Here is a 12,494-nt window from a genome sequence, read left to right on the forward strand (position 1 = left end):
CGGCACCGCCCCGCCGAGAGGAGACACCTGATGGTGGCCGAAGAGGACCTGCGGACCGTCCTGGAGGAGCTGCTCCGGCTGCGCACCCGGGTACCGCAGCTCACCGGCGCCCTCGCGGCCGGCGTCGACGGCCTCGTCGTCGCCCACGACACCCCCGGGGTCGACCCGGAGGGCCTGGCCGCGCTCACCGCCGCCGCGCTCGGCGTCGCCGTGCGGGTCACCGACGCCACCGGGCACGGCGGCTTCCGGGAGCTGCTGGTGCGCGGCCAGCGCGGCTACATCGCCACCTACGCGGCCGGCCGCACCGCCGTCCTGACCCTGCTCGCCCAGGACCGGGTCAACGTCGGCCGGCTGCACCTGGAGGGCCGCCGGGCCGGCGCCCGCATCGGGGAGCTGCTGGACGCCGCCGAGGCCGTACGCCCGCTCCCGAGGACCACCCCCGCACGGACCCGCACTCCCCGCGCGCCCCGCACCACGGCCGCCGAGGCGCGCACCGCAACCGACAGCTGAAAGGACCACCATGGCCAACACCGAGACCGCGCTGAAGGAAGCCCTCACCTCCATAGAGGGCGCCACCGGTGTCGCGCTCGTCGACTACACCAGCGGGATGGCGCTGGGCACGATGGGCGGCAGCAAGAGCTTCGACCTGAACGTGGCCGCCGCCGGCAACACCGACGTCATCCGCGCCAAGATGCGCACGATGGAACACCTGGGCCTCAAGGCCGAGATCGAGGACATCCTCATCACCCTGTCGGACCAGTACCACCTGATCCGCCTCCTCAAGGGCCGGGGCGGCAACGGCCTGTTCCTCTACCTGGTGCTCGACGCGGGCCGGGCCAACCTGGCGATGGCCCGGCACCAGCTGAAGCGGATCGAGGAGGACCTGGAGGTCTGACGGCGGCTCAGACCAGTGCGGCGGTACGGCGGCGGGCCCCGCCCGGGGCCGCGTCGCCGGCCGCGACGCCCGTACCGCGCAGGCCCTTCACGGCCTTGCCCGCCGGGCGTCCGCCGCGCCGGTCGAGCCAGTCGACCCGCACCCACAGCAGCGTCTCCCGGGCCCGCTCCAGCCGCCCGAGCCACGCGGCCTTCAGCCGCAGCCCGGCGCCGAGCCCGGCCAGCAGCATCCCGCCGGCCGCGGGTACGGCGAAGGCGGAGCCGAGCGCGACCGCCCAGCCCAGCAGCAGCCACCAGCGGTGGCCCCGGCGCCAGGCGCGCACGGTCACCGCCCGGTCCTGCAGAACGTCGTACTTGCCCGCGCGGGCCGCCCCGCGGGCGAGGGCGGTGTACCGGCCCCGCCGGACGAGTGCCACCACGGCCGCGCCGATCAGGAACAGCGCCGCCCCGGCCAGCACGCCGATCCGGCGCCCGGTCACTCCCTCCGGCACGGCCCCGATCCCCGCGGCGACCACCCCGAGCCACCACAGCGGTGCGGCCCCCGCCCGTACGACGACGGCCACCCGGGCCAGCCCCTGTCCTCCGCGCGCCACGTCAGCCTCCCGTGTCACGTGTCCACAGCGCATGTGTCTCGTAGGAAAGCTAATAGCAGAACGTGAGACGAATCTGAGAGTGGCGGGGCACGGTCATTCGACGAACAGGCCGCGGGCCGCCGCCTTCGCGTCGAACTCCTCCAGGCGGGCCTGGGCGTCCGGCAGGTCGTCGCAGAGCGCCTCCAGCAGCACCCGGCCGAGCAGCATCGGCGCGCACGCGGTGTCGAAGGCGAGCCCGGTGCCGACGGCGGCGGGCAGCAGCAGGTCGGAGTGCTTGGCGACCGGCGCGAACGCGGAGTCGGCGACGGTGACCACGGTCAGGCCGGCGTCCTTCGCGTAGGCGAGGGTGTCCACGACCTCGCGGGGGTGCCGGGGCAGCGCGAAGCACAGCAGGGCGGTGGCGCCCGCGCGGACGGCGGCGTCGATGCGGTCGTGGATCATGGTGCCGCCCTCGTGGAGCAGCCGGACGTCCGGGTGCACCTTGGCGGCGAAGTAGGAGAAGCCGTACGCCTGGGAGGCGGCGGCGCGCAGGCCGAGCACCGGCAGCGGGCGGGAGGCGGCGAGGATGCGGCCGGCCCGCTGCACCGGCCGCGGGTCGGCGAGCAGCTCGGCGAGGTGTCTCAGGTTCTCGATCTCGGCCTCGACGGCCTGCTGGTACTCGTTGTAGGCGGAGACCCCGGCGGCTGGTTCGGCCGGGACGACCTCGCGCAGGTGCTTGCGCAGGGCGGGATAGCCGTCGAAGCCGAGGGCGACCGCGAACCGGGTCACCGACGGCTGGCTGACCCCGGCCAGTTCGGCCAGTTCCACGCTGGACAGGAAGGGCACGTCGGCGGCCCGGCGCACCATGCTGTGCGCGATGCGGCGCTGGGTCGGCGTGAGCCGGTGGCCCTCGAAGAGCGCCTGCAATCGGTTGGCAGGGCTGTCGGTCCCGCTCATCACGTACTCCCCCTCCGGATTCCTCGACGCCCCGGGAGAGTACAGCGCCGAGGCATTGACAAACACGGGCCCTCTATTCAGACAGTGTGTCGCTGCATACCGTTATACAGCCCAGCGTGGGGAGAACGCATGGCTCAGCTCGTGGAACTGCGCTCCATCGACGTCGTCCCGGACGAGGAACGGCACGGCACGGCCTTCAGCCAGTTCACGCTCTGGCTCGGCGCCAACCTCCAGAGCACGGCCGTCGTCACGGGCGCCCTGGCGGTCGTCTTCGGCGGGGACGTGGTGTGGTCGGTCACCGGCCTGCTGCTCGGCAACCTGCTCGGCGGGGCGGTGATGGCCCTGCACTCCGCCCAGGGCCCGAAGCTCGGCCTGCCGCAGATGATCCAGTCGCGGGCGCAGTTCGGGGTGCGCGGGGCGGTCGTACCGCTGCTGCTGGTGATCGTGATGTACGTCGGCTTCTTCGCGTCCGGCAGCGTGCTCGCCGGGCAGGCGGTGGGCGAGCTGACCCACACGGACGACACCACCGGGATCGTCGTCTTCGCGGCCGTCACGGCGGTCATGGCGACCGCGGGCTACCGGGTCATCCACGCCCTCGGCCGCATCGCGAGCATCGTCTGCGCGCTCGCCTTCGTCTATCTCGCCGTACGCCTCCTGGACCGCGCCGACACCTCCGCGCTGCTGCACGACGCGCACTTCTCGCTGCCGATGTTCCTGCTGGCGATGTCCCTGTCGGCGTCCTGGCAGCTGGCGTTCGGGCCGTACGTCGCGGACTACTCGCGCTATCTGCCGCGGACGACGTCCACGAAGGCCACCTTCTGGTGGACGCTGTCCGGCTCGGCGCTCGGCTCCCAGTGGTCGATGACCTTCGGGGTGCTGGTCGCGGCCACGGCGGGCGAGACGTTCCTGGACAGCCAGGTCGGTTACGTCGTCGCCCTCGGCGGCACCGGCCTGGCCGCGTCCTTCTTCTCCTTCGTCATCGCACTCGGCAAGCTCACCGTCAACGTCCTCAACACCTACGGCGGCTTCATGTCGATGGTGACGAGCGTGAGCGGCTTCCGCGGGCAGCGGCGGCTGTCCCGGGCGGGCCGGGCCGCGTACATCGGGCTGGTGATGGTCGCCGGGACCGCGGTGGCCCTCCTGGGCAAGGACAGCTTCCTGTCCTCCTTCAAGGACTTCCTGCTGTTCCTGCTGACCTTCTTCACGCCCTGGTCGGCGATCAACCTGGTGGACTACTACCTGATCTCCAAGGAGCGGTACGACCTCGCGGCCCTCGCCGACCCGCAGGGCCGCTACGGCGCCTGGCGCTGGGACGCCCTCGCCGTGTACGCGGCCGGTCTGCTCGCCCAGCTGCCGTTCCTCGCCACGGGCTTCTACACCGGCCCGCTGGTGGACCCGCTGGGCGGTGCGGACATCTCCTGGATCGTCGGTCTGGCCGTACCGGCGCTGCTGTACTGGCTGGTCGCGCGCCGGAACACGATGGCCGGCCCGACCCCGGAGCGGGGAGCCAGCCCCAGTGCCGTCGAGCCGGCCGCTCCCTAGCCGACCCCCGGTCGCGGGCCTGCTGACCCTGCCGTACGAGGCCCTGACGATCCCGGCGGACCCGGAAGAGACGATCGTGGTGCACACGCCGCAGCCGGGCCCGGAGACGGCGGAGCGGCTGGCGCTGCTGGGCAGTTGGGCATCGAGCACAGCCCGCTGAGAAGCATCTGCGGGCCCGCTGAGAAGGGTTGCGCGGGGACCGCCGCACCCCCGTTTCCGGGGGGCGGGACGACGGCGGTCCCCGCGAGGGACGCGGGCCGGGTCAGGGCCGGGCTTCCGCGTCCGTGGCGTCCATGGAGGTCCGGGAGCCGCTCCGGAGGTCCTTGGCGCCGTTCGGCGCCGGCCTGGGCGGGGAGCCGCTCCCACCCCTGCCGACACCCACCAATGTGCCGGACCCGTGTTAAGCGGGTGCTGCGCGCGCGTGACGCGCTCGTACCACTTCCGCGAACCCCGCCCCTCGCCGGAGTCGGCTACTTGGTGCCGCCCTTGGCGAGGAAGGCCAGCAGGTCCTGCCGGCTGACCACACCGGTCGGCTTGCCCTCGACCAGCACGATCGCGGCGTCCGCCGAACCCAGCACCTGCATCAGGTCGCCGACCGGCTCGCCGGAGCCGACCTGGGGCAGCGGGGCGCACATGTGCTTCTCCAGCGGGTCCTCCAGCGAGGCCCGCTTGCTGAACAGCGCGTCGAGCAGCTCCCGTTCCACGACCGAGCCGACGACCTCGGCGGCCATCACGTCCGGGTGACCGGCGCCCGGCTTGACGACGGGCATCTGCGAGACGCCGTACTCGCGCAGCACGTCGATGGCCTGGCCGACGGTCTCCTCCGGGTGCATGTGCACCAGGGACGGGATGGAGCCGCCCGCCTTGTGGCTCAGGACGTCGCCGACGCGGGCGCTGGGGCCCTCGTCCTCCAGGAAGCCGTAGTCGGCCATCCACTCGTCGTTGAAGATCTTGCTGAGGTAGCCACGGCCGCTGTCGGGCAGGAGCACGACCACGACGTCGTCCGGGCCGAGCCGCTCGGCGACCTTCAGCGCGGCCACGACGGCCATGCCGCAGGAGCCGCCCACCAGCAGACCCTCCTCCTTGGCCAGCCGGCGGGTCATCTGGAAGGAGTCCTTGTCGGAGACGGCGACGATCTCGTCCGCGACGGTGCGGTCGTAGGCGGTCGGCCAGAAGTCCTCACCGACGCCCTCGACCAGGTACGGCCGCCCGGAGCCGCCCGAGTACACGGAGCCCTCGGGGTCGGCGCCGATGACCTTGACCTTGCCCTGGCTGGCCTCCTTCAGGTAGCGGCCGGTGCCGGAGATGGTGCCGCCGGTGCCGACGCCCGCCACGAAGTGGGTGATCTTCCCCTCGGTCTGCTCCCACAGCTCGGGGCCGGTCGAGTGATAGTGCGAGAGCGGGTTGTTGGGGTTGGAGTACTGGTCGGGCTTCCAGGCGCCGGGCGTCTCGCGCACCAGCCGGTCGGAGACGTTGTAGTACGAGTCCGGGTGCTCCGGGGCCACGGCGGTCGGGCACACGACGACCTCGGCGCCGTACGCGCGCAGCACGTTGATCTTGTCGGTGCTCACCTTGTCCGGGCACACGAAGATGCACTTGTAGCCCTTCTGCTGGGCCACGATGGCGAGTCCCACGCCGGTGTTGCCACTGGTCGGCTCGACGATCGTGCCGCCCGGCTTGAGCTCCCCGCTCTGCTCCGCGGCCTCGATCATGCGCAGGGCGATGCGGTCCTTCACGGAACCGCCCGGGTTGAAGTACTCCACCTTGGCCAGGACGGTGGCCTGGATGCCCTTGGTCACGCTGTTGAGCCGCACCAGCGGGGTGTTGCCGACGAGGCTGATCATCGAGTCGTGGTATCGCACCGTTGTCTCCGGTCGCTGCAAAAAGAACTGTTCGTGGTGGTGCCGCCAGCCTAAGGCCACCTGTGTGGCGAGCGCGGTCCTTCACTCCCCGTCGAGATTGGCGCACGGCCCGTACGGGGCAAGGAGTGGATACGGCTACGAGGAGGTGGCGGCGACGCATGACGAGGATGTCGAGGGCACGGGTGGCCCGGCGCATCGCGGCCGGAGCGGCGTACGGCGGGGGCGGGGCCGGGCTCATCGGCGCGGCCGTCGTCGGTCTGGTGCTGGCGGAGGTACGACTGGCGCGGCGCCATGTGGGCAACGGCAGCGGCGGGCGGGTGCCGGTGGCCGACGGCGTGTACGGGCACGCGTACGGCATCCCCGGCGAACCGCCGCTCCGCCTGACCATGCTCGGTGACTCCACGGCGGCGGGACAGGGCGTGCACCGGGCGGGCCAGACCCCGGGGGCGCTGCTGGCCTCCGGGCTGGCGGCGGTGGCGGAACGCCCGGTGGAGCTGCGGAACGTGGCGGTGCCGGGGGCCCGGTCCGACGACCTGGACCGTCAGGTCGCGCTGGTCCTGTCCTCACCCTCCCCCGTCCCCGACATCTGCGTGATCATGATCGGCGCGAACGACGTGACCCACCGGATGCCGCCGACCCGCTCGGTACGGCACCTGTCGGCGGCGGTACGACGGCTGCGCACGGCCGGCGCCGAGGTGGTGGTCGGCACCTGTCCCGACCTCGGCACGATCGAGCCGGTGCAGCAGCCGCTGCGCTGGCTGGCCCGGCGGGCGTCCCGGCAGCTGGCGGCGGCCCAGACGATCGGGGTGGTGGAGCAGGGCGGGCGCACGGTGTCGCTGGGCGACCTCCTCGGCCCGGAGTTCGAGGCGAATCCGCGGGAGCTGTTCGGGCCGGACAACTACCACCCCTCGGCCGAGGGCTACGCGACCGCGGCCATGGCCGTCCTCCCCACGGTGTGCGCGGCGCTGGGCCTGTGGCCGGCGGAGGAGGAACGGCCGGACGTGTCGCGCCGCGAGGGTTTCCTGCCGGTGGCTCGCGCGGCGGCCGAGGCCGCGTCGGAGGCCGGCACCGAGGTGACGGCGGCCATGCCCACCGGTCCGCGAGGGCCGTGGGCGTTGCTCAAGCGGAGGCGCCGGCGCCGCGTGCCGGAGGCCGAGCCGGCGACCCCGTCGCTCTGACCGCCTTCCGCGGCCGGCTGGAGAACGAGCACACACCCTCGGCCAAGCAAGCGCTTAGACAATTGCGGTCAGTGTCACACCGCGACACCGGTGACCTGGCCCATACGTACGGGTAACTTCCCACCTGCCCTGCCCGAAAAAATCCGCCACTGGAGCCGTGATGCCCGAAGCCGTGATCGTCTCGACCGCCCGCTCCCCCATCGGCCGCGCGAACAAGGGCTCCCTGAAGGACCTGCGCCCCGACGACCTCACCGCCACGATCATCCAGGCGGCGCTCGCCAAGATCCCCGAGCTGGACCCCAAGGACATCGACGACCTGATGCTCGGCTGCGGCCTCCCCGGCGGCGAGCAGGGCCACAACCTCGGCCGGATCGTCGCCGTGCAGATGGGCATGGACCACCTGCCGGGCTGCACGATCACCCGCTACTGCTCCTCCTCCCTGCAGACCTCCCGCATGGCCCTGCACGCCATCAAGGCAGGCGAGGGCGACGTCTTCATTTCGGCCGGTGTCGAGACGGTCTCCCGCTACGTCAAGGGCAGCTCCGACGGCCTGCCGGACACGCACAACCCGCTGTTCGCCGAGGCCGAGGCCCGCACCGAGTCCGTCGCCCGGCAGGAGGGCACCACCTGGCACGACCCGCGCGAGGACGGCCTGCTGCCCGACCCCTACATCGCGATGGGCCAGACCGCCGAGAACCTGGCCCGCTGGAAGGGCGTCACCCGCCAGGAGATGGACGAGTTCGGCGTCCGCTCGCAGAACCTCGCCGAGGAGGCCATCAAGAACGGCTTCTGGGAGCGCGAGATCACCCCGGTGACCCTCCCCGACGGCACGGTGGTCAGCAAGGACGACGGCCCGCGCGCCGGCGTCACCCTGGAGGCCGTGCAGGGCCTGAAGCCGGTCTTCCGTCCGGACGGACTCGTCACGGCCGGCAACTGCTGCCCGCTGAACGACGGCGCCGCCGCGCTCGTCATCATGTCCGACACCAAGGCCCGCGACCTGGGTCTGACCCCGCTCGCCCGGATCGTGTCCACCGGTGTCTCCGGCCTCTCCCCGGAGATCATGGGCCTCGGCCCGGTGGAGGCGAGCAAGCAGGCCCTCCAGCGCGCCGGCCTGACCATCGACGACATCGACCTGGTCGAGATCAACGAGGCCTTCGCCGCCCAGGTGATCCCGTCGTACCGGGAGCTCGGCATCGACATCGACAAGCTGAACGTCAACGGTGGCGCCATCGCCGTCGGCCACCCGTTCGGCATGACGGGCGCCCGCATCACCGGCACGCTCATCAACTCGCTGCAGTGGCACGACAAGCAGTTCGGCCTGGAGACGATGTGCGTCGGCGGCGGCCAGGGCATGGCGATGGTCATCGAGCGTCTCAGCTGACCCACCGTCCGTAGCGAGCCGCGCACGTCACGTCACAGAAGGGCCCAGAACCCAGGAAACACCCTGGTTCTGGGCCTTTTCGTGATCCAATCTCCCCCAGGATGTGACCTATCTCGCTCGCCCTGCACATCGGTGCAGGTCAGCGCGGGTCAGCATGACGCACGACGAAACCACGAACCCAAAGGACTGTCCGTTTCGTGACGTTACGCACTGACAGCTGGTTAGTCCGCCCTTCAAGCTGATGTAGGAAGTCGGGGGTCGACTTTGAACCGGGAGTATGTCAGTGAGCGCCATGCCGATCGCCCTGCTGCTCACCACGGCAGCCACCGGCGCCGTGGGTGTCGCCGTCCTGCGCACCGTGCTGAAGCTGCGCCGTCAGCTCACCGAGCTGCAGCGGCAGCTCGCCGACGGCCAGGCCGCCACGACGCGCGCCCTCCTGCCGAACGCCCGTACCGCCGTCGAGGCCGACCAGATACGCGCGGCCGTGGCCGAGGCGCTCGCCGAGGAGCGGGAGCGGGAGCTGGCCGAGGCGCGCGCCTTCTGGGCGGCGCAGGAGGCCCGTGACGCCTCCGACTCGCCCTCGCTGTACGGCCTGCCGGACGCCGATGTGTTCCTGCCCCGCCAGGCGGACTTCGCGGGCCTGGAGCCCCTGGAGCCGGTGGCCGAGCCGGGCGCCGACGCCGACGAGTTCGCCGGGGAGTCCCCGGAGCTGGCCGCGGCCCGCCGCCGGCACCCCTCGCACCCCGACTTCGTCCCGGTCCAGTCGCCGGCCGTGAACGACCACGAGCGCACCGTCGCCACGCTGGAAGAGCTGGCCGCCGAGCGCGTCGAACTCTCCGACGTCCGCCCCGGCCCGCTCGGCACGCTCGACGTCTACGTCTTCGCCGACGGCACCACCCTGTGCATGACCCCGGGCCACCGCGAGACGGCGGAACGCCTGGCGAGGGCCCTGGAGTCCGGGGAGACCCCGTACCTCCTGGGCGGCTCGGGCATCTCCGGCGCGTACACCCTGACGTTCGCGTGCGGCGAGGAGACGGTGTACATCCTGGCCGACAGGGTGATCGCGTCCCTCTGACGGTTGACGTCAGACGCCCGCCCTCTTCCGCGCCTCCTCCACCAGCCGCACGGCCTCGGCGACCTGATCGTCGCTCTGCAACACGACCGCGAGGTCATGCGCGGCCACCAGGATCTGATCGGCCGCGGCGAACATCCCCGCGTCCGGCATCTCCCGGGGCTCGCGCCCTGGCTCCTCCATCAGCTGGGCCCGCCGGGAAAGCTCCCGGGCCAGGGCCAGGGCCTCCGCCGCGGCGCTCCGTTGGAGCCGGCTCTGCGGTGCCGCCCGCAACCGGTCGGCGAAGTGATCCACTGCTTGGGTCAAGGGCGTCGTATCAACCACCCGCCGAGCGTAACGCCCCGCACTGTTGCCAATACGCGAACGCTCAGGCACGGTGACCTGAAGGACCGGCTTACATCCCCTTTGCGTTCGGAGGCGCCGATGTCCCACGTCTTCTCCGAGGAGACCCACCGCAATCTGCTCGCCCGCATCCCGCACTGCACCGGTCGTGAAGTCTCCGACTGGCTGCGCACCGTCGAAGAAGGCCCGGCACTCTTCCGCTTCGAGGAGAAGGTCAGCTGGCTCCGGCACGAGTACGACCTGGCGTACGGCCACGCGAAGGCGATCGTGCACGAGTACGACCTGAGGAGGGCGGCGCGCAAGCTGCTCTGAACGGCACAGGGCCCCGGGCGGATCGCCCGGGGCCCTGCCGATGACCGGCGTCGGCGCTAGTCGTTGTTGCTGAAGATCGCCACCAGCCGCAGCATCTCCACGTAGATCCACACCAGGGTGAGGGTGAGGCCGAACGCGGCGAGCCAGGCCTCGTTGCGCGGGGCGCCGTAGGCGATGCCGTCCTCGATCTGCTTGAAGTCGAGGGTCAGGAAGAACGCGCCGAGGATGATCGCGATGATGCCGACGATCGCGCCGAGCGGGCCGAAGCTGCGCAGTCCGCCGTCCTCGGCGACACCGAAGGCGACCAGCAGCAGGTTGACCGCCATGACCACCAGGAAGGCCATCGCGATGGCGAGGCCGATGCGGGCGTAACGGGCGGTGACGCGGATCCAGCCGGCCTTGTAGATGAGCAGGGTCGCGCCCGAGACCGCCATGGTGCCGAGCACGGCCTGGAAGGGCGCGCCGCTCCAGCGGCTGTTGTACATCTCGCTGAGGACGCCGAGGAAGACGCCCTCGAAGGCGGCGTACCCGAGGATCAGTGCGGGCGACGGGGTGCGCTTGAAGCTCTGCACCATCGCCAGGACGAAGGCGATCAGCGCGGCGCCGATGGCCAGGCCGTAGCTGGTGCCCGAGACGGGCAGCAGGGCCCAGGCGAGGACGGCGCCGACGGCGACCGTGCCGAGCGTGACGGCCGAGCGGACGACGACGTCGTCCATGGTCATCCGGTCGGTGGTGGCCGGAGCCTGGGGCGGCGCGCCGACGCCCTGCTGTGCGTAGGGGTTCTGGGCGTAGGGGTTCTGCGCGTACGGGTTGCCCTGTGCGTACCCGGCCTGCGGTGCGGTGTTGAAGCCGGCGTAGCCGTTGTCGCGGCTGAACCCCCGTCGCGAGAAGACCGGGTTGCTGCTCCTCATTTCACTCCTCCATGGCTGCCGAGCGCAGCCTTGGGCTCAAGAGTAATGGATTGGCAAAGGATCGACCATGATACTTGAGGAGGATCTTTCCCCTGCTGTGCTGCGCAACACGCTACGCGGCCGTCTGATTCCCGGCCATGGCCGGACGGCTAACCGAGCGGAAACCCTGTGTACGCCTCGGCGAGGTCGGTCTCGGCCGCGCGGGAGGAGGCGATCCGCTCCAGCCGGGCCAGCTGGAGGCGGGCGTCGAAGGCGGTGGCGTCCGGGGCGCGGTGCAGCAGGGTCGTCATGTCGTAGGAGAACCGCTCGGCCTGCCAGATCCGGCGCAGACAGGTCGCGGAGTAGGCGTCGAGGAGGTCCGGGGAGCCGGTCTCCTTCTCGTGGGCGAGGGCCCGGGCGAGCGTGACGACGTCACCGACCGCGAGGTTCAGCCCCTTGGCTCCGGTCGGCGGCACGATGTGGGCGGCGTCGCCGGCGAGGAAGAGCCGGCCGTGCCGCATCGGCTCGTGCACGAAGGAGCGCATGGGGGTGACCGACTTCTGGGTGAGGGGCCCGCGCTCCAGCCGCCAGCCGTCGTCCGTCTCGAACCGCCGCTCCAGCTCGTCCCAGATCGCCTCCTCGCTCCACGCCTCGGCGTCCGTCCCCGCGGGCACCTGGAGGTAGAGCCGGGAGACGGCCGGCGACCGCATGGACAGCAGGGCGAAGCCGCGTTCGTGGCGGGCGTAGACGAGTTCGTCGTGCGAGGGAGCGACGTCGGCGAGGATGCCGAGCCAGGCGTAGGGGTACGACCGCTCGAACACCCGGGAGACCCCGGCGGGGAAGGCCCGGCGGGCCACCCCCCAGAACCCGTCGCAGCCGACGACGTAGTCGCACTCCAGTACGTCCTCGCGCCCCTGGTACCGGAAGGGAACCCGCGGCCGGTCGCTCTCCGCCCCCTCCACGGCCAGCGCCTCGGCCTCGAAGAACAGCGGCCCGCCCTCCTTCAGCTGGAGCGCGATGAGGTCCTTGCAGACCTCGGTCTGGGCGTAGACGGTCACGGACCGCCCGCCGGTGAGCGCGGGGAAGTCGACGCGGTGCCGGCGCCGGTCGAACCGGAGCTCGATGCCGTCGTGCCGCAGTCCCTCCCGGTCCATCCGCTCCCCGGCCCCGGCGGCGCGCAGCGCGTCGACCGTGCCCTGCTCCAGGATCCCGGCCCGCTGCCGCTGCTCGACGTAGGCCCGGTCCCGGCTCTCCAGGACGACCGACTCGATCCCGGCCCGGTGCAACAACCGCCCGAGCAACAGCCCGGCCGGCCCCGCTCCGATGATCCCGACGGTGGTACGCATCGGTCGTCTCCTTGTCTCGGCAACTCACTGGTGTTCGCATAGTGAAGTTTCTTTCACGAACCTAGGCGCGAGTCTCCGACCGCAGCGCACCGCTGTCAACGGTTGTGCGACGGTTCCCGCTGGTTGACGACCCGAGCGACATGAGC

General features: G+C 71.7%; 13 protein-coding genes and 1 pseudogene. 8 read left to right on the forward strand and 6 right to left on the reverse strand.

The annotated features are described in order from the left end of the window. Positions 1–30: 30 nt before the first annotated feature. On the forward strand, positions 31–510 hold the full coding sequence (locus AB0L21_RS25710) for a roadblock/LC7 domain-containing protein (RefSeq protein WP_365786614.1): 480 nt from the start codon (positions 31–33) through the stop codon (positions 508–510). 10 nt (positions 511–520) lie between these two features. Then, positions 521–895 carry a hypothetical protein gene (locus tag AB0L21_RS25715; protein WP_158921494.1) on the forward strand — a complete coding sequence of 125 codons (375 nt, stop codon included), beginning with the start codon at positions 521–523 and terminating at the stop codon, positions 893–895. Positions 896–902: 7 nt separating this feature from the next. On the opposite strand, the gene AB0L21_RS25720 is transcribed toward AB0L21_RS25715, so the two are convergent. Together AB0L21_RS25720 and AB0L21_RS25725 are read right to left on the reverse strand one after the other, a co-directional pair. Continuing rightward, positions 903–1,487 (reverse strand): hypothetical protein, encoded by a 585-nt coding sequence (locus AB0L21_RS25720; RefSeq protein WP_365703215.1) that lies wholly within the window; start codon positions 1,485–1,487, stop codon positions 903–905. Positions 1,488–1,580: 93 nt separating this feature from the next. Further along, the gene (locus AB0L21_RS25725; protein ID WP_365703217.1) at positions 1,581–2,423 is read right to left on the reverse strand and encodes a MurR/RpiR family transcriptional regulator; all 843 of its coding nucleotides are present in this window, start codon (positions 2,421–2,423) and stop codon (positions 1,581–1,583) included. Between the two features lie 129 nt (positions 2,424–2,552). Here AB0L21_RS25725 and AB0L21_RS25730 point away from each other — a divergent pair, with 129 nt between their 5' ends. Then, a complete protein-coding gene (locus AB0L21_RS25730; protein ID WP_365786616.1) occupies positions 2,553–3,965 on the forward strand; it encodes a cytosine permease in 1,413 nt (470 codons plus the stop codon). A gap of 7 nt (positions 3,966–3,972) precedes the next feature. Further along, positions 3,973–4,125 (forward strand): annotated as a pseudogene (locus tag AB0L21_RS25735) (transcriptional regulator); the annotation flags it as partial. Between the two features lie 310 nt (positions 4,126–4,435). On the opposite strand, the gene AB0L21_RS25740 reads toward AB0L21_RS25735, so the two are convergent. After that, a complete protein-coding gene (locus AB0L21_RS25740; protein ID WP_365786618.1) occupies positions 4,436–5,827 on the reverse strand; it encodes a cystathionine beta-synthase in 1,392 nt (463 codons plus the stop codon). A 158-nt stretch (positions 5,828–5,985) separates the two neighbouring features. Between AB0L21_RS25740 and AB0L21_RS25745 the strand changes: the two genes are divergently transcribed. The 3 genes from AB0L21_RS25745 to AB0L21_RS25755 all read left to right on the forward strand — a co-directional run bounded on the left by AB0L21_RS25745 (position 5,986) and on the right by AB0L21_RS25755 (position 9,461). Beyond that, complete coding sequence (locus AB0L21_RS25745; protein ID WP_365786620.1) at positions 5,986–7,005, forward strand: SGNH/GDSL hydrolase family protein; 1,020 nt, start codon at positions 5,986–5,988, stop codon at positions 7,003–7,005. Between the two features lie 160 nt (positions 7,006–7,165). Then, positions 7,166–8,386: an acetyl-CoA C-acetyltransferase gene (locus AB0L21_RS25750; protein WP_365703225.1), complete on the forward strand. Its 1,221-nt coding sequence runs from the start codon at positions 7,166–7,168 to the stop codon at positions 8,384–8,386. 283 nt (positions 8,387–8,669) lie between these two features. Next, positions 8,670–9,461: a hypothetical protein gene (locus AB0L21_RS25755; protein ID WP_365786623.1), complete on the forward strand. Its 792-nt coding sequence runs from the start codon at positions 8,670–8,672 to the stop codon at positions 9,459–9,461. A gap of 9 nt (positions 9,462–9,470) precedes the next feature. On the opposite strand, the gene AB0L21_RS25760 is transcribed toward AB0L21_RS25755, so the two are convergent. Beyond that, on the reverse strand, positions 9,471–9,782 hold the full coding sequence (locus tag AB0L21_RS25760; protein ID WP_365703229.1) for a hypothetical protein: 312 nt from the start codon (positions 9,780–9,782) through the stop codon (positions 9,471–9,473). 99 nt (positions 9,783–9,881) lie between these two features. Between AB0L21_RS25760 and AB0L21_RS25765 the strand changes: the two genes are divergently transcribed. Continuing rightward, the gene (locus AB0L21_RS25765; protein WP_030653267.1) at positions 9,882–10,112 is read left to right on the forward strand and encodes a DUF4287 domain-containing protein; all 231 of its coding nucleotides are present in this window, start codon (positions 9,882–9,884) and stop codon (positions 10,110–10,112) included. A 56-nt stretch (positions 10,113–10,168) separates the two neighbouring features. Here the strand turns inward: AB0L21_RS25765 and AB0L21_RS25770 are convergent, their stop codons facing one another. Beyond that, positions 10,169–11,023 carry a Bax inhibitor-1/YccA family protein gene (locus AB0L21_RS25770; protein WP_365703231.1) on the reverse strand — a complete coding sequence of 285 codons (855 nt, stop codon included), beginning with the start codon at positions 11,021–11,023 and terminating at the stop codon, positions 10,169–10,171. 149 nt (positions 11,024–11,172) lie between these two features. Continuing rightward, the gene (locus tag AB0L21_RS25775) at positions 11,173–12,348 is read right to left on the reverse strand and encodes a 4-hydroxybenzoate 3-monooxygenase (protein ID WP_365786625.1); all 1,176 of its coding nucleotides are present in this window, start codon (positions 12,346–12,348) and stop codon (positions 11,173–11,175) included. Between the last annotated feature and the right edge of the window lie 146 nt (positions 12,349–12,494).

It is taken from the genome of Streptomyces sp. NPDC052721 (assembly GCF_040678315.1).
Taxonomy (GTDB): Bacteria; Actinomycetota; Actinomycetes; order Streptomycetales; family Streptomycetaceae; genus Streptomyces.

Coding starts and splice junctions, on each gene's coding strand:
- AB0L21_RS25710 (WP_365786614.1), top strand. CDS start 31: ATGGTGGCCGAAGAGGACCTGCGGACCGTCCTGGAGGAGCTGCTCCGG.
- AB0L21_RS25715 (WP_158921494.1), top strand. CDS start 521: ATGGCCAACACCGAGACCGCGCTGAAGGAAGCCCTCACCTCCATAGAG.
- AB0L21_RS25725 (WP_365703217.1), bottom strand. CDS start 2,423: ATGAGCGGGACCGACAGCCCTGCCAACCGATTGCAGGCGCTCTTCGAG.
- AB0L21_RS25730 (WP_365786616.1), top strand. CDS start 2,553: ATGGCTCAGCTCGTGGAACTGCGCTCCATCGACGTCGTCCCGGACGAG.
- AB0L21_RS25745 (WP_365786620.1), top strand. CDS start 5,986: ATGACGAGGATGTCGAGGGCACGGGTGGCCCGGCGCATCGCGGCCGGA.
- AB0L21_RS25750 (WP_365703225.1), top strand. CDS start 7,166: ATGCCCGAAGCCGTGATCGTCTCGACCGCCCGCTCCCCCATCGGCCGC.
- AB0L21_RS25765 (WP_030653267.1), top strand. CDS start 9,882: ATGTCCCACGTCTTCTCCGAGGAGACCCACCGCAATCTGCTCGCCCGC.
- AB0L21_RS25770 (WP_365703231.1), bottom strand. CDS start 11,023: ATGAGGAGCAGCAACCCGGTCTTCTCGCGACGGGGGTTCAGCCGCGAC.
- AB0L21_RS25775 (WP_365786625.1), bottom strand. CDS start 12,348: ATGCGTACCACCGTCGGGATCATCGGAGCGGGGCCGGCCGGGCTGTTG.